Raw genomic sequence first — 14516 nt, forward strand, 5'->3', positions numbered from 1 at the left:
GTCCTGTCGATTGATTAAGGTAGAAATGGAAGCGACAGTGGTATTTAGCGCGCTAAATGTGTCAGTTGTGTGTGCGCACGGCCGAACTTCGCATGCGTATGTATCTGTGTCGGCAAATGCTACACGCTGATACAAAACGATCCATTCAATCAGATCGCGCGGCGGACTTTGCCCGGGGCCTCGCCGTAGATTTCCTTGAATTTCTTGCTGAATGCAGCTTGCGACTGGTAGCCGACCTGCACGGCAATGTCATTCAGGCCCAGATGCGAATGGCTGAGCAGACTGAACGCCAGCTCCATGCGCAATTGAGTCAGCAGCACCCACGGCGACACGCCAGCGACCCGGGCGAAGGTGCGCATGAACGTCGCGCGGGACATGTTCGCGGTGTCGGCCATGGCTTCGATGGTCCATTCGTGCGCCGGGTCGGCCAGTATCGCCTGACAGGTGCGGCCCAGGCGCTGGTCGCCGAGCAGCGCCAGGGTGCTTTTGTCCTGCTCCGCACGGGCCAGGTGCGCCCGCAGAATCAAGGTGAACAAGGCTTGGGACAGTGAGTCGAGGAGAAAGCGTGCACCCGGCTGTTCGCTGTCGGCTTCGCTGCGCAATAGCGCGACCAGGGCTGTCAGTGGCGCATCCACCGGCAAACCATCGTTGGCAATCAACAGGTAATCGGGGAGGGCGGCGAACAGCATCGACGCGCGGTTGTAATGAAAGCCACCGCAGAGCATGTCCAGATCGGCGCTCGCGCCACCCAGCCGATAGATCGGCAACACCCCGCCGGGAATCAGCGTTGGCAGCATTGGCGCTACATCTTTACCGCCGCTGTGCAGCACATGCGGCGTACCCCGTGGCAACAGCAGAATATCGCCGGCGCGCATCGCCAGGCGTTGCCCGCTGGCCAGCTCAACCCGGCATTCACCCTTGAGCACGACGTGATAGGGCGCCTTGCCCAAGGCTTCCTGTGGGTGATCACGCGCCCAGTCGCCCTGAAACTGGCAGCGCAGATCAAGACTGCCGCGCACGTTGGCCAGGCTGATGAGCTTATCGAGCGAGTTCATTGGCACCCATTACGAAGAAATCCGCAAAGTTGAGACGATTGAGCAAGACGTTGAGCATGACCGACAAAAGCGCGATTCGGTAACACCGCAGACTGACTCCACTTTCATTGATCTGGAGACGTCGCATGTTCACCTCAATCAACGCCGGACTACAACAGCTCGGCAAACTCGATCGCCTCGGCATCCCGCTGATGCGCGTGGCCATCGCCATCGTGTTCCTGTGGATCGGCGCGTTGAAATTCGTCCCGTACGAAGCCGACAGCATCACGCCCTTCGTCGCCAACAGCCCGGTGATGTCGTTCTTCTACGAACACCCGCAGGACTACAAGGCGCACCTGACCCATGAGGGCGAGCTGAACGCCGACAAGCGCGCCTGGCAGACCGCGAACAACACCTACGGCTTTTCCACCGGGCTTGGCGTGGTGGAAATTCTCATCGGTCTGCTGGTCCTGTCCAATCCGCTTTCCCGCCGCTCCGGCCTGCTCGGTGGCGCGCTGGCGTTCGCTACGCCGCTGGTGACCCTGAGCTTTCTGGTCACCACGCCGGAAGCCTGGGTCGCTGCGCTGGGTGATGGTCAGCACGGTTTTCCCTATCTGTCCGGTGCCGGACGCCTGGTGCTCAAAGACGTCCTGATGCTCGCCGGAGCGCTGCCGGTAATGGCTGATTCCGCGCGCCAATTGCTGACCGAACGTCAGGCCTGAATTCCTCATCCTTTATAGAGAGATCACAGCATGAAAACGTTTATTGCTTTGACCCTGGCCATCCTCGCCGGCAACGTGTTTGCCGCCACCGAACCTGCGCAGACCGGCGTGCCACTGGACATCGCCAAAACCATCAGCATCACCGACACCAGCGCCGCCTGCGGAATTGTTCCGGTGGAGGTTGTCTATGAAGACAGTCACGGTCAGCGGCATGTCGCCACTTACAGCGTTTTAGGCGATGGCTGCGGTGGCGATTAGCTCAGGTTTGGCCCATAACCGCAGCGGACTCGATTTTCTCAGTCCGCTGCAGCGTTTCCGGGACACCGATCAACAGCAGCAGGAACGCTGCCGCTGCGACCCCGGCAAGGGTCAGGAATGCCGCGCTGTAACCGGCGGCCTCAACGACAAAACCGGCCAGCCCATTGCTCAGCGCCGCGCCCAGGCCAAATGCTGTGGTCAGCGCGCCGAGGCTGACATTGAAATGCCCGGAGCCGAGGGTCAGATCCTTGACCATCACCGGGAACAGCGCACCGAACAAACCAGCGCCGACGCCGTCGAGCAACTGCACGGCGACCAGCCAATACGGATCATCCGAGAAGGTGTAGAGCAACCCGCGCAGCGGCAGGATCAGAAAACCCGCCAGCAATAACGGTTTGCGCCCCCAGACATCGGCTTTCGCGCCGGCCAGCAGCGCCATCGGCACCATCACCAGTTGCGCGGCGACGATGCACGCCGACGTCAGCGGTGTGGCCATGTGCAAGTTGGCTTGGGCGAGTTTCTGGCTCACCAGCGGCAGCATCGCCGCGTTGGCCAAGTGAAACAGCGCGCAGCACAGGGCAAACATCAGTAACGGGCGATTGCTCAGCAGTACCTTGAATCCGGACGGCTGATGGCTTTGATCGCCAGGCTGCAAACCGCGTGCGACGTCATGATCAATCGCCTCGGCCGAGACGAACAGCACGGCAATCACGCTGGCCAGCGCCATGACCGCCATCAGATAAAACACCGCCACCGGACCAAACAGATAGGCAAACAAACCGGCTAATAACGCTGCGCACGCGTTGCCGGCGTGGTTGAACGTCTCGTTGCGACCGGTGCGCCGGGTGAATGCTCGTGGGCCGGTGATGCCCAGGGTGATCGCGGAAATGGCCGGGGCAAAAATAGATGCTGCCGCAGCGCTCAAAGCCTGAGTCAACGCCACCAGACTGAATGACGAAATGAACGGCAGCACCAGACAACTCACCGTGACCAACAGCGCGGCGATGATGACCAGCGCCCGTTTCGCCCGACTGTTGTCAACCAGCGCACCGGCCGGTGTCTGCGTGACCAGCGCGGCGATACCGGCGAGAGTCATGACCACGCCGATGCTGGCCGGGTCCCAGTGGTGTACGGCGAGCAAGTAGATGGCGAGGTACGGCCCGAGGCCGTCGCGGACATCGGCGAGAAAGAAATTCAGACTGTCCAGCGAGCGGTTGTTGCGGCGATCGAGATGGCTGATCACGGGGGGCAGTCTCTTGAAAGTGAGGTCTGCGTAAATGTATCAACCTCGGCAAACCTAATGACCGAAGCGGCGGGGGATTAGTTGCAGGACGGCGGAGCAGTTGCTGCTCCGCAGATATTCATGCGTCAGGCGTTTGCAGTATCTCGATCCACAATGCGCCTTTGCCGGATGCCGCTTCACCGACACGCTTCAGCGCGCCATCCTTGCTCACCGCGTACGTACCGACCTTGGCGCTTTTCTCGCCCGTCACCAGCAGCCAGTGGCCATCGGGGGAGAAGGCGATGTTACGCGGTTGTTGTTCTTGCACGGGGTAGTTGTCGAGAAACGTGAGTCCTCCCGTTTCCGCATCCACGGCAAATGCCGACACGCTGCTGCTGGTGCGCTCACTCATCAGCAGCAGTTTTCCATCCGGCGACATGCGCAGGTCGGCAGCCCAGATGCGCGGGGTCGGGTCGTCTTTGAGGTCGTTGTTGCGCGCATCACGGACTTCGCCGTGGGCCAGTTGCAAACGTTCGGGAATGCCGTTGGCCACAGCGATTTGCGTTAACGCGCCGCTGGCGTCGTCGATTGAAAACGCGGTCACGGTGCCGCTCATTTCACCGACAACGTAAAGGAATTTGCCGTTCGGCGAGAACGCCAGGTGCCGAGGGCCGGTGTTGTCCGGGACGCTGACCGAGCCGTTGCCGATCGGGCTGAGCTCGCCAGTCTTGGCATCCAGGCGATATTGCAGCACCTTGTCGGTGCCCAGGTTGCCGGCGTAGGCAAAGCGATTGCTCGGCTCGGTGCGAATCGAATGCGCGTGCAGGCCGGTCGGATAACGCAGGATGTTGGCGGAAGGCTGATGATCCTCGCCGATCTTTTGAATGCTGAGGGTATCGGCGCCGTAGGACGCGGCGAGCAGGTAGCGACCTTTTTGATCGGTCGACAGATAAGCCATGCTCTCTGCCAGGGGCGCTTGGGAAAACTTTGTCAGGTGCCCGCTTTTGGAGTCGATCTGATAGCCCAAAACCTGGAAAGGCTTGACCCGCAACGCTGCAAACAGCACTTTGCCGTCCGGGGTGAGGGCCATGGGATTGACCTGGTCGCCGGCCTGGATCTGCTCAACGAGGGTGAGTGCGCCGTTGTTCTGATCAAGGCGATATTGCGAGATCAGACCGTCGCCGGGGCTTGAGATGTACGCGTAGGTAGCGGCGTTAGCCGTCACGCTCAACGTAGAGGCGAGCGCAGCGATCAAGAGGGTTCTTTTCATCATTCCCAGCCTTATTGTTGTTGTGATCAGTCATCCTATGAGTGATTGCCTGGGGCATCAATGGCTATTTCGTCGGCCTGTAACGTCGCTACGCTTATTTCACATGCTTGTTCTAGATGATTTTGATCAGCAGAAATGATCGGAGAGGGCCGTCGTCATTGAGGTTTGACACATTTCTACATACTCTCCCGTTAGCGTTGTTGTACGACATCCTACCTAATGTGCGCAGTGCAACAACTCTCACAAAAACAATAACGGAGATACCCCTATGACGAGCATGGCTCCACTCGATCATCAGGCCGCTGCGAAACCGCAAAACCTTTTCCTGCGTACGCTGAAACTGCTCGGCCCCGGCATTATCGCCGTGCTGTCGTGGCTCGGTGCGGGTGACCTGATCACATCCTCCGTGGCCGGTGCGAACTACGGCTACGCAATGATGTGGGTGCTGGCGGTCTCGCTGTTGCTCAGGTACCTGATCGTCAACATCATTGCCCGGTTCCAGCTGTGTAATAACCAAGGCATGACCATCCTGCAGGGCTACGCCCAGCTCAACCCGGTGTTTGCCTGGTTCATGCTGGTTTATGCCCTGTTGATGGGGCATTTGATGAACGCCTACATGATCAAGGGGGCAGGGGAGTCGCTGGCGATGCTGTTCAAGATCGATCAGCCATTGCTGTGCTCGGTGGCGGTGGTGCTGGCGGTCTGGATGCTGGTCGGACGCAACATCTACACGATGATCGAAGGCGTGATGAAGCTGCTGCTGGCGATCATGACCCTGGCGTTCATCGCCTTGGCGGTGATGTCCGGTCCGGATGTCAGCGGCATCATCAAAGGCACCATCGGCTTCAGCATTCCACCGGACGAAGGCGTGCATGGCGCGTTGCTGGTGGCGGTTTCAGTGATCGGCGCGGTTGCCGGCTCGATCGCCAACTTCGTGCACCCCTATGTCATGCGCCAGAAAGGCTGGACCGGGCCGCAGCACAAGCGCATTCAGCGTAACGATCTGCTGTTTGCGGTGTTCGTCGGGATCATCATCAACCTGGCGATCTGGATCGTCGGTGCGGAAATCCTGCGGCCCAACGGCATCGAGGTGAAAACCTTGGGCGATCTGGGCAAGGCGCTGGAAATCTTCTTCGGCCCGATCGGCTGGTATGTGTTCTTCATCGGCGTGTTCGCGACCTTGTTTGCCAGTATTTCAGGCAAGACCACGGCGTTTCCGATGCTGATCACCGATGCCTTCCAGCACGTTCGTCCTGAGCGTCGCGAGAAGTACGGCAAAGAGTTCCATCATGACCCGATGCACAAGTGGTTCATGCTGTTCATCCTGGTCACGCCGCTGATCTGGTCGATGCCGGGCATGCCGGATTTCGTGACTCTGACCATTGGTGTCAGCGCATTGAACATCATTGGTTTGCCGGTGATTTCACTGGGCTTGCTGATCATGTCCAACCAGAAATCGCTGCTGGACAAGCAATACCGCAACAACCTGTTTGAAAACATCGCGCTGCTTTTCGCTACCGGGCTGGCGCTCTGGGTAGCGTTCCAGTTGGGCGTTGATCTGTTTACTTGACGGGAAGCAGTCGAGGGGGCACACGCCCCCTAGATTCGCCGCTTACAACGGCACATCCATTTCGATCCGGCGCCAGGCCGCTTCGGAAAAGCTGTACACCGAAAACGCGATCAGCCCCAACGCCATCAGCATCAACAGCACGCCGCCTGCCGGAAGATTCTGCAAAGCATCCAGCGCTTCCTTCATGCCGGGTGGATTGGTTGCCTGGTAAACCGAGCCGCTGACCGCCATCAACACTGCAATCTCGATAAACACCACGCCTCGGGCGATCAAGCCAAAGCGCGACACCGGCCGCACGTAACGCATCACTTCGTCATCCGCTTCGAAGTATTTCTCGAACGTGGCCTTCCAGCCTTTGATGATGTGGGCGATACCGACGCCCAGCGGGATCAGCGCAATCAGGTAGATCAACAGGTTCGAATGCTCGAATGACAGCAGCTGCGCGAGCAGATCCTTGGTCTTGCCATCGCCGGAACCACCTGAACTCCTGAGGCCACTCACCACCAGGCCCAAGGCAAAGAAGGCCAGCGCCGCGTTGACCAGACCGCCGGCGAGCAAACCTGCGCGAATGACCAGACCTTTGAACTCGCTGCCGTGATGGTCGACATCGCGGATCGCTTGCAGCGCACGCCAGGCGGCGAAGGCCAGCAGGCCGGCGACCACAACACCGATCAGCACGTAGCCGAAGGGCTGGCTGAGCAATGCTTCAAGGCTCTTGTGGCTGTCTTTCGGTTTGGTGGAGTCGTGCGCTGCCAACAGCGCGAAGATGCCGATTATCAGATACAGAACGCCGCGCGCGGCGTATCCGCCTCGGGCAAGCAGGACAAGCGTGTGTTGAGTGGACATGGGTTTACTTCCAGGGAATCGATGTGAAGCAGACCCGTGGACGGGGCAGGGGTTCGATAAATGCGTTGCCGGTGGGCGACGCGCGCCTTATCAGCCTGCCATGCAGCGCTTGCCTCGCTTCGGCGTCATAACGGCGTGGTCAGCGAAAATGGAATGCGCAGCTCTTCGACCGGCCCTGAATCCCGGCCACACATTTCGTCGTGCACGCATTGCTGCACCAGCACGCAGGGAAACGCCGGCACGGTTTGCAGCAAGTCGCGCAGGTGGGTGATCGAACGCAGGTGCATTGGCTTGGCCGCGTCATCGAGCAAGGTGAACTGGCCTTGATCCACGCGAATTCTCGCCAGATAAAATCCACCTTCAAGTGACAGCAGCTCCAGTTCGCGAACTTCACTGTTGGCCGCACGTTCGGTGAGGGTTTGCAGATTCATGCTTCACTCCTTGCCTACCAGGGCAGGCGTTCTCCATCGTAGGCGAAGAAATGGCCGCTATCGGCCGGCGTCAGCGTGTCAATCAGACTCAGTAATTGCGCAGCGGCAATGTCTGCCGGGCGGGCGCTCGAGGCTCCGCGAAAAGGTTGCGACAACGGCGAGACCACCGTGCCTGGGTGCAGACTGAGCAAGCGGCTCTGCGGTCGAGTGCGCGAAAGCTCGATGGCGGCGGTCTTGATCAGCATGTTCAGCGCAGCCTTGGAGGCGCGATAGGCGTACCAGCCGCCCAAACGGTTGTCGCCGATGCTGCCGACTTTTGCCGACAGCATCGCCATCGCGCCTTGAGGCGCAAGCAATGGCAGAAAGTCGCGCAGCAGCAATGCCGGCCCCAGCGTGTTGACTTGAAACACGGCCTGCAGCGACTCGGCTTCGATCGCGCTGTAACTTTTTTCCGGCTTGATTTGGTCGCGATGGAGCAGGCCGGCCGCGTGAATGATCAGGTGATAGGGCGCTTCGGCTGCCAGTTCGGCGGCCGCGCTGGCGATCGTTTCGGGCTGCTCGAGGTCGAGCTTCGGCACAGTTTTGCGTCCCAGCGTACGGACGCTGGCGCAGCGTGGATCCTGGTTCAAATGTTGGCAGAACGCCGTGCCGAGGGCGCCACTGGCGCCGATCACCAGAGCGCGATAACCGTCGCCGAACGAGGCCAGGGTCAACCCACTGCTCATGGGTTCGCTCCAGCGTTCTGGCGCCGGAAGAACACCGTCACCTGACCGACTTCGAAACCCCACTTGGACATACGGGTGCGGTTGATCAACGTGTCTTCGTCGACCAGATACATCCAGTCGTCCATGCTCATCTCGTAGGTCGAGTCGTCGACCGGCAGATTCAGGCGATAACGCCAGTGGAAGGTGTTGCCTGCGATCTGGCCCTGCGCAACCCCGACCACATCGTGCGCGCGACCGCTCCACTGACCATTGCCCCCGGGAGTGAGGGTCCAGACCCGACGTTCACGAGTGCCGTCGCTGTAACGGAAGCGCTCGTCGAGGATCAGGTTTTCACCCTCACGACGGCTGGCAATATCGACCTCAAACCGCTTGACCACTTCGCCGTTGCGCTTCTGAAACATGCCCCAGGCTTTGACGGGCTGGCTGAAAAACTGCTCCAGACTCAATGCCGGTTGCTGATCCGCGTAACGAGCAACATCGACACTGCCGCAGCTTGCAATGCTGAGCGCCAGTCCTAACAGCAGCAGAAATCGGGTCATCTTCCTACTCCTTGAGCTTGTACAGTTAACAGGCTGTGTATAGGCCTAGCGCCGGCCGATCAGCTGGAGAAATTCCTGCCGCGTCGTCGAGCTGTCGCGAAAGGCACCGAGCATGACCGAGGAGGTCATGATCGAATTCTGCTTCTCGACGCCGCGCATCATCATGCACATGTGCCTGGCTTCAATAACCACCGCGACACCGGCAGCATCGGTGATCTGCTGGATCGCCTGAGCAATCTGCCGAGTAAGGTTTTCCTGGATCTGCAGGCGCCGCGCGAACATGTCGACCACCCGCGCCACCTTCGAAAGCCCCAACACCCGGCCAGTGGGGATATACGCCACATGCGCCTTGCCGATAAACGGCAGCATATGGTGCTCACACAGCGAATAGAGCTCGATGTCGCTGACGATCACCATCTCATCGCTCTGCGACTCGAACAGCGCACCGTTGGTGACGTCTTCTAGGCTCATCGCGTATCCGTTGCACAGGTATTGCATCGCCTTGGCGGCGCGCTGGGGCGTGTCCAGCAACCCCTCGCGTTCCGGGTTTTCACCGACGCCAACGAGGATTTCACGGTAATGGCTGGCTAGTAGTGGGCTCATTCGGGTTACTCGTGGCGGTGCGGGTTAAGGACACAGTCGGGTGAAAAGGTTGTACGAATACACGCTGGCTGTATAGGTTTTAGTGAAGATAGGCTGAAAAGGATCAACTGACAACGCATCGGTGGTTTTTTTGTGCGGGTTTGGGATTGCAGGCAGGAAAAACCTGGGGCCAGGTTTGGTGAGTGGCTTGCTTGGCGCCGATGTGCGGGCGTCTCAGCTCATAGCTGCCGGTGGCGGATGGCAGCTATCGGCCAGAGCGTACGCCCAGCGAACTTTTTTCAACCCAAAGCGCTCGTCATCATGTTCAAGTATTATTGCGTCGATGCTCGGACTATTCATAGGTAGGTTGATGCATGGCCAGAAGCATTAGGCTTCAACAGAAACTTCATTCAAAGTATCTCATTGAGGTAGCGGGAGAGGTGGTGCTTGATGACTGCCTTGTTGAAAAGCTATGGGCGCTCAACAGAGGTGACAGGTTTGAGTTGAACTCACGCTCCATCGGTTTTGGACCTGTTCAAAAATACCGCTTGGAATACGCGATAACGAGAGGCCCCATTCCTGGGCATTGGCTCTACAAAGAATTTGACCCAAAGGAACTGACATTATTTTTTACGGCAAAAGACTTTGCCGGCATTTGCCATGGCTGGACCTTGTTTGACGAGTGACCATTCACGGTTCGCTGCCTGGGAGGCAGCTTCCGGCCAAAAACAGTCATTCAGGTATGCCGATAAAACCATAATCGGCCATACGTAGATGGATGGAAATTTATTGCCTCAGCGAGCTTGCAAGAGCGAGCCAACCAGCGAGCCTTTGACCTATCGAGTACTCGACACGCTAGCTTGTCTGGACGGGTTTTAAGGTTGTCAGAGTTCTTGGGTTGCCATAATCGGATGCACGAGAATCGGCCACGCGAGTGATGAACTCACGTACCCATTTGAAGCCGGCGTGCCCATCCGACCGCTCATGCCAGAACAAGCCAATCGCAAAACCTTCCACCGGCAAGGGAGGGGCTACGCACAGCAGTTGCTCGCTGCGACCGTCTACAAGACGACTTGGAACCAGGGCCACACAATCCGACTGCGCGACCAACTCCGGTACTGGAAGAAATGACGACGCTGAATGAACGACGTTACGCCGCAGCCCGTGCGCTACCAAGGCGTGATCCACCGAGGTAGAGAAGCCTCCGCCGCGCAGTGACACCACGACATGTTCCAGCTGCGCGAACTCATCCACGGTCAGGCCCGCGCGCAGGCTTGGATGCCCACGACGCCCGATCAGCACGTAACTCTCATCATAGAGGTGTTGCGAGTGCAGTGCGGGCGGAACCCCGTTCATGTTTATCACGGCCAGATCCACCTCGCCGCGGGTCATCTGCAGCTCCAGCTGTGGTACGTCCAGGACGCGCAGTGCGATGCGGACACCCGGCGCTTCGCGTCGCATGGCGACAACGAGATGTTTGATCAAAACCGCCTGCACGTAATCCGTGCAGGCGATTGATACCGTCAGGCTCGCCGTCGCGGGCTCGAAATTCAGATGAGTAGTGACGGTCGCCCTTACCTGGTCAAGTGCCTGGCGAAGCGGCACGAGCAGCTCCAAGGCTTTGACGGTGGGCGTCATTCCACGCTGCGCGGGGATCAGAAGAGGGTCGTTGAAGACGTCGCGCAGACGGCTCAACTGAGCGCTGACTGCTGGCTGGCTCAAATGCAGACGGGCGGCAGCCCGGGTCACGTTCTGCTCAATGAGAAGGACCTCCAACGTCACAAGCAGATTTAGATCAAGGCGTCTGGTATCCATCGATCTTATGTTAGCAGCAAAATTTTGCGATTTCACAGATGGCCCGAGCCCCGCGACACTCCTTCGAAATCACAGCGGAGCCGTCCTTCATGTCGAAAAAAGTACTGATCATCTATGCCCATCCCGAGCCTTCGTCGCTAACGCGGCAACTGGTGGATGTGTCTGTTGAATGCTTGACTGCGCAAGGACACGAGGTCCTGCAATCCGATCTATACGCCATGGGCTGGAAAGCGATATTTGACGAGAACGACTTTCCTCAGCGGGCCAACCCTCAGCGACTGTCGTTCGGAGCAGAGTCCGCCCACGCCTATCGTCATCGCCGCCAAAGTCCTGACGTGGCGGCGGAACAAGACAAGGTTCTAGCGGCAGACGTTGTCATCTTCCAGTTTCCGCTTTGGTGGTACGGCATGCCGGCCATCATGAAGGGATGGATAGATCGCGTCTGGGCAGCCGGACTCGCCCACGGCTACAAGGACGCTGGCAACGCCTACCGCTATGGTGACGGCGCCTTCAAGGGCAAGCGGGCCATGTTGTCAGTCGCTGTCGGCGGCCCCGCAGAAGACTACTCGCCGCGCGGCATCAACGGACCACTCGAGCAATTGCTGTTTCCGATCACGCACGGCTCGCTCTACTTTCCTGGGTTCGATGTGCTGCCGACGTTCGCCATATACGGCACTGGCAACTTGACCGCGGCAGATGCCGTCGCAGCCAAAGAGGCTTGGCGCACCCGACTCGAGGATTTGTTCACAGATGCGCCAATACCTTTCCGGCCCCAAAACGGTGGGGACTACACTCCCCGCAATGAGCTTAAACCGCATGTGGCCGTGGGCCAGAGCGGCATAATGGCGCACGTCGCGTATGGTGAAACAACCCAGCGCAAGCAGCTGAAAACGGAGGAGGTGTCATGAAAAGCTTCGTGATTCTGACTCGCCGTGCTGATGGAGCGGCAGAAGACTTCAAGCGGCTGGCGAAACCGGAGGTAGTGCACGTTTGGCAAGGCTTCGCTGGCGGTATCGTGCGCGCAGTTCATGGGCTGGCCGATGGTCCCGGTGCCGCGTTTGAACTGGAGTCCGTCACCTTCGAAGAGGCGCGTGATTACATCGAGGCGCTGCCTTACGTCAAAGGGAATCTGCTACACGTGCAGTACTGCGCGCTCAAGCCCTTCTCTGATTACGAGAAACTCGTTTCCTCCTGATGAGCGATCAGCGCAGATCAACTCCCGTTTGCACGGCGCTGCATGCTGCAGCCAGATTTTACGCGCAACATGCAGCGTCAGGCCGGGACTCGTTTGATGCGAAGAGGGCCGGCACTGGCGGCTTCTGCCGTTTCCGGCCTGTTGCGATGGCTTGTAATTGACTCATAGCCACGCTTTGACTCCCGCAGCCTGACTGATTGCAGGTCAAAATTTTACGGAGAATTTACGCAGTCTTTATTGAGGGCATCCGATACTGCGCGGCGCTAATTTGGAACGGTATCGTGATGTCCCTCGCAGCAATTCGGCTTATCGGCTTCATTTTGGGTATTTTTTTGATCACCCTGGCGGTAAGCATGGCTATACCCATGATGACGCTGGTGATCTATGAGCATAGCGACGAACTGTCGGCCTTTCTCTGGTCGAGTCTGATTACCTTCATCTGTGGTCTGCTGTTGATCATGCGAGGGCGTCCGGAGACCGGCAATCTTCGGCCCAGGGACATGTACCTGTTGACTACCGCGAGCTGGGTTGTTGTGTGCGCCTTCGCAGCGTTACCCATGGTTTTCATCAGCGATATCAGCTACACCGATGCGTTCTTTGAAACGATGTCGGGCATCACAACCACTGGCTCGACGGTACTCACCGGTCTGGATAGCGCCTCTCCCGGCTTGTTGATCTGGCGTTCCATGCTGCACTGGCTAGGCGGCATCGGTTTTATCGGCATGGCTGTCGCGATTCTTCCGCTCTTGCGAGTCGGCGGCATGCGTCTTTTCCAGACAGAGTCCTCGGACTGGTCGGAGAAAGTGACACCACGTTCTCATGTTGCAGCCAAGTACATCCTTTTGCTCTATCTGGGCCTGACGGGTGTCGGCACTTTGGCGCTCTGGCTCGCAGGAATGACCCCATTCGAAGCGATCAACCACGCAATGTCGTTGATCTCTACCGGCGGGTTCTCGACGTCGGACTCCTCCCTCGGGCACTGGGAGCAGCCAGCAATTCACTGGGTGGCGGTAGTCATCATGATCCTGGGCAGCCTGCCATTCACCTTGTACGTCGCAACCTGTCGCGGCAATCGGCGTGCGCTGATCAGGGACCACCAGGTACGCGGGTTTATTGGATTCCTGCTCGTCACATCGTTGGCGGTAGGTACCTGGCTGTATTTGCACAGCGACTACGGATGGTGGGATGCGTTTCGTATCGTGGCGGTCAATGTGACCTCGGTCGTCACGACCACCGGAATTGCAGTTGGCGACTACACCTTGTGGGGCAGCTTCGCTGTTTTGCTGTTTTTCTATCTGACCTTCGTCGGAGGCTGTTCCGGCTCAACGGCAGGCGGGCTGAAAATCTTCCGTTTTCAGGTGGCCGCCGCGCTTCTGGTCAGCAGCTTGAAACAGTTGATCCATCCCCGAGCCGTGATTCAGAAAAAATACAACGGCCATCCCATCGACGAGGAAATCGTCCGTTCGCTGCTGACCTTCTCGTTTTTTTTCACCATCACGATTGCCGCCATCGCTTTGGGCCTGGCGCTGATCGGGCTTGATTGGATTACCGCCCTGAGCGGTGCCGCGACGGCGGTGTGTAACGTCGGGCCCGGCCTGGGCACAATAATCGGGCCGGCAGGCAATTTCTCGTCACTGCCCGATGCGGCCAAATGGCTACTGACTGTCGGCATGCTTCTGGGCCGGTTGGAAATCCTGACGGTGTTGGTGCTCGTGACCCCGGTTTTCTGGAGATATTGAGCCAGGCAGTCGTTGGCAGAGACGCCGATCGTTGCCTGTTTCGGTGAATAGCACGGCAGTCATGGTTTTACCGCGTGATGATCGTCAGTACGGGGAGCGTCCATCGGTTTCTTCTCCGGTACTGTAAAACTCACTGTCGTACTGGTGATGATCTGGTGCGTCGGATCGGCCACTTCCAAGAGAACCTTGTGAGGACCGGGGGTTAGCCCGACCAGGATAATCGGGTCTTCACTGGTGTGCGCCCACGTACCTTTCCAGTCATCGACGGTCACGTGAAGGTGACCTAAGCGTGGTGATACCTCGGCAGCCACCTTGCCAAACACCGGCATGATCCTGGCGTGCTCTGTTCGAAACTGGATGATGACCACTCCGCGGGCGAGTGGCTCGGCAAGCGGCGGGTAGGCAATGAGTCTCGGCGCACTCTCGGATGCCAATGGCAGTATCGCCGGTGGAGAATCGCTGTCTGCTGCCCCTTGTCCGAGCACGGATGTGCAAAAGCAGACACCCACAGCCAGGGCCAATAGACTTCCGGGAGCGAGGGACATGATCTGGTTCTCCGCGTGATTTC

General features: G+C 58.7%; 17 protein-coding genes. 7 read left to right on the plus strand and 10 right to left on the minus strand.

Annotation, left to right across the window (positions count from 1 at the left end; translation table 11 throughout):
* Positions 1-149: 149 nt before the first annotated feature.
* Positions 150-1055 (minus strand): AraC family transcriptional regulator, encoded by a 906-nt coding sequence (locus AC0Z5Z_RS04860; RefSeq protein WP_485610782.1) that lies wholly within the window; start codon positions 1053-1055, stop codon positions 150-152.
* 125 nt (positions 1056-1180) lie between these two features.
* On the opposite strand from AC0Z5Z_RS04860, the gene rclC reads away from it, so the two are divergent.
* Complete coding sequence (rclC, locus tag AC0Z5Z_RS04865; protein WP_485610783.1) at positions 1181-1756, plus strand: reactive chlorine resistance membrane protein RclC; 576 nt, start codon at positions 1181-1183, stop codon at positions 1754-1756.
* 30 nt (positions 1757-1786) lie between these two features.
* Positions 1787-2014, plus strand: coding sequence for a DUF2790 domain-containing protein (locus tag AC0Z5Z_RS04870; RefSeq protein WP_130901253.1), 228 nt, complete (start codon positions 1787-1789; stop codon positions 2012-2014).
* A gap of 1 nt (position 2015) precedes the next feature.
* Here the strand turns inward: AC0Z5Z_RS04870 and AC0Z5Z_RS04875 are convergent, their stop codons facing one another.
* Both AC0Z5Z_RS04875 and AC0Z5Z_RS04880 read right to left on the minus strand, forming a co-directional pair.
* Positions 2016-3257 carry an MFS transporter gene (locus AC0Z5Z_RS04875; protein ID WP_485610784.1) on the minus strand — a complete coding sequence of 414 codons (1242 nt, stop codon included), beginning with the start codon at positions 3255-3257 and terminating at the stop codon, positions 2016-2018.
* A gap of 118 nt (positions 3258-3375) precedes the next feature.
* A complete protein-coding gene (locus AC0Z5Z_RS04880; RefSeq protein WP_485610785.1) occupies positions 3376-4509 on the minus strand; it encodes a lactonase family protein in 1134 nt (377 codons plus the stop codon).
* A 274-nt stretch (positions 4510-4783) separates the two neighbouring features.
* On the opposite strand from AC0Z5Z_RS04880, the gene AC0Z5Z_RS04885 reads away from it, so the two are divergent.
* Positions 4784-6076, plus strand: coding sequence for an Nramp family divalent metal transporter (locus AC0Z5Z_RS04885; protein WP_370695140.1), 1293 nt, complete (start codon positions 4784-4786; stop codon positions 6074-6076).
* 42 nt (positions 6077-6118) lie between these two features.
* Here AC0Z5Z_RS04885 and AC0Z5Z_RS04890 read toward each other — a convergent pair whose 3' ends face one another.
* The 5 genes from AC0Z5Z_RS04890 to folE all read right to left on the minus strand — a co-directional run bounded on the left by AC0Z5Z_RS04890 (position 6119) and on the right by folE (position 9220).
* Entirely contained in the window at positions 6119-6922 is an 804-nt protein-coding gene (locus AC0Z5Z_RS04890; RefSeq protein ID WP_485610786.1) for a DUF1206 domain-containing protein, read from the minus strand.
* Between the two features lie 125 nt (positions 6923-7047).
* Positions 7048-7353, minus strand: coding sequence for a DUF6482 family protein (locus AC0Z5Z_RS04895; RefSeq protein ID WP_016774774.1), 306 nt, complete (start codon positions 7351-7353; stop codon positions 7048-7050).
* A 14-nt stretch (positions 7354-7367) separates the two neighbouring features.
* Positions 7368-8078 (minus strand): SDR family oxidoreductase, encoded by a 711-nt coding sequence (locus AC0Z5Z_RS04900; RefSeq protein WP_122507411.1) that lies wholly within the window; start codon positions 8076-8078, stop codon positions 7368-7370.
* Positions 8075-8617 carry a DUF3833 domain-containing protein gene (locus AC0Z5Z_RS04905; protein WP_122746185.1) on the minus strand — a complete coding sequence of 181 codons (543 nt, stop codon included), beginning with the start codon at positions 8615-8617 and terminating at the stop codon, positions 8075-8077. The genes AC0Z5Z_RS04900 and AC0Z5Z_RS04905 overlap by 4 nt, the downstream gene beginning before the upstream one ends.
* A 45-nt stretch (positions 8618-8662) precedes the next feature.
* Complete coding sequence (gene folE / locus AC0Z5Z_RS04910; RefSeq protein ID WP_016774771.1) at positions 8663-9220, minus strand: GTP cyclohydrolase I FolE; 558 nt, start codon at positions 9218-9220, stop codon at positions 8663-8665.
* A gap of 353 nt (positions 9221-9573) precedes the next feature.
* Between folE and AC0Z5Z_RS04915 the strand changes: the two genes are divergently transcribed.
* Entirely contained in the window at positions 9574-9885 is a 312-nt protein-coding gene (locus tag AC0Z5Z_RS04915) for a hypothetical protein (RefSeq protein ID WP_130927275.1), read from the plus strand.
* Between the two features lie 169 nt (positions 9886-10054).
* On the opposite strand, the gene AC0Z5Z_RS04920 is transcribed toward AC0Z5Z_RS04915, so the two are convergent.
* Positions 10055-11014 carry a LysR family transcriptional regulator gene (locus AC0Z5Z_RS04920; RefSeq protein ID WP_485610787.1) on the minus strand — a complete coding sequence of 320 codons (960 nt, stop codon included), beginning with the start codon at positions 11012-11014 and terminating at the stop codon, positions 10055-10057.
* An 89-nt stretch (positions 11015-11103) separates the two neighbouring features.
* Between AC0Z5Z_RS04920 and AC0Z5Z_RS04925 the strand changes: the two genes are divergently transcribed.
* From AC0Z5Z_RS04925 to AC0Z5Z_RS04935, 3 genes are all read left to right on the plus strand, one after another.
* Positions 11104-11922 carry an NAD(P)H-dependent oxidoreductase gene (locus AC0Z5Z_RS04925; RefSeq protein WP_186569606.1) on the plus strand — a complete coding sequence of 273 codons (819 nt, stop codon included), beginning with the start codon at positions 11104-11106 and terminating at the stop codon, positions 11920-11922.
* Positions 11919-12209, plus strand: coding sequence for a hypothetical protein (locus tag AC0Z5Z_RS04930; RefSeq protein WP_485610788.1), 291 nt, complete (start codon positions 11919-11921; stop codon positions 12207-12209). The genes AC0Z5Z_RS04925 and AC0Z5Z_RS04930 overlap by 4 nt, the downstream gene beginning before the upstream one ends.
* A 284-nt stretch (positions 12210-12493) precedes the next feature.
* On the plus strand, positions 12494-13948 hold the full coding sequence (locus tag AC0Z5Z_RS04935; protein ID WP_485610789.1) for a TrkH family potassium uptake protein: 1455 nt from the start codon (positions 12494-12496) through the stop codon (positions 13946-13948).
* A gap of 59 nt (positions 13949-14007) precedes the next feature.
* Here AC0Z5Z_RS04935 and AC0Z5Z_RS04940 read toward each other — a convergent pair whose 3' ends face one another.
* Positions 14008-14493: a DUF6130 family protein gene (locus tag AC0Z5Z_RS04940; RefSeq protein ID WP_056786081.1), complete on the minus strand. Its 486-nt coding sequence runs from the start codon at positions 14491-14493 to the stop codon at positions 14008-14010.
* Positions 14494-14516 lie beyond the last annotated feature (23 nt).

It is taken from the genome of Pseudomonas sp. 1L-E-NC-VB-C3, assembly GCF_057291535.1.

What these genes read in the sequence shown, in the direction of transcription:
- rclC (WP_485610783.1), top strand. Translation starts at nt 1,181, where the DNA reads ATGTTCACCTCAATCAACGCCGGACTACAACAGCTCGGCAAACTCGAT.
- AC0Z5Z_RS04925 (WP_186569606.1), top strand. Translation starts at nt 11,104, where the DNA reads ATGTCGAAAAAAGTACTGATCATCTATGCCCATCCCGAGCCTTCGTCG.
- AC0Z5Z_RS04920 (WP_485610787.1), bottom strand. Translation starts at nt 11,014, where the DNA reads ATGGATACCAGACGCCTTGATCTAAATCTGCTTGTGACGTTGGAGGTC.
- AC0Z5Z_RS04885 (WP_370695140.1), top strand. Translation starts at nt 4,784, where the DNA reads ATGGCTCCACTCGATCATCAGGCCGCTGCGAAACCGCAAAACCTTTTC.
- AC0Z5Z_RS04935 (WP_485610789.1), top strand. Translation starts at nt 12,494, where the DNA reads ATGTCCCTCGCAGCAATTCGGCTTATCGGCTTCATTTTGGGTATTTTT.
- folE (WP_016774771.1), bottom strand. Translation starts at nt 9,220, where the DNA reads ATGAGCCCACTACTAGCCAGCCATTACCGTGAAATCCTCGTTGGCGTC.
- AC0Z5Z_RS04870 (WP_130901253.1), top strand. Translation starts at nt 1,787, where the DNA reads ATGAAAACGTTTATTGCTTTGACCCTGGCCATCCTCGCCGGCAACGTG.
- AC0Z5Z_RS04930 (WP_485610788.1), top strand. Translation starts at nt 11,919, where the DNA reads ATGAAAAGCTTCGTGATTCTGACTCGCCGTGCTGATGGAGCGGCAGAA.
- AC0Z5Z_RS04905 (WP_122746185.1), bottom strand. Translation starts at nt 8,617, where the DNA reads ATGACCCGATTTCTGCTGCTGTTAGGACTGGCGCTCAGCATTGCAAGC.
- AC0Z5Z_RS04940 (WP_056786081.1), bottom strand. Translation starts at nt 14,493, where the DNA reads ATGTCCCTCGCTCCCGGAAGTCTATTGGCCCTGGCTGTGGGTGTCTGC.
- AC0Z5Z_RS04900 (WP_122507411.1), bottom strand. Translation starts at nt 8,078, where the DNA reads ATGAGCAGTGGGTTGACCCTGGCCTCGTTCGGCGACGGTTATCGCGCT.
- AC0Z5Z_RS04895 (WP_016774774.1), bottom strand. Translation starts at nt 7,353, where the DNA reads ATGAATCTGCAAACCCTCACCGAACGTGCGGCCAACAGTGAAGTTCGC.
- AC0Z5Z_RS04860 (WP_485610782.1), bottom strand. Translation starts at nt 1,055, where the DNA reads ATGAACTCGCTCGATAAGCTCATCAGCCTGGCCAACGTGCGCGGCAGT.
- AC0Z5Z_RS04890 (WP_485610786.1), bottom strand. Translation starts at nt 6,922, where the DNA reads ATGTCCACTCAACACACGCTTGTCCTGCTTGCCCGAGGCGGATACGCC.
- AC0Z5Z_RS04880 (WP_485610785.1), bottom strand. Translation starts at nt 4,509, where the DNA reads ATGATGAAAAGAACCCTCTTGATCGCTGCGCTCGCCTCTACGTTGAGC.
- AC0Z5Z_RS04915 (WP_130927275.1), top strand. Translation starts at nt 9,574, where the DNA reads ATGGCCAGAAGCATTAGGCTTCAACAGAAACTTCATTCAAAGTATCTC.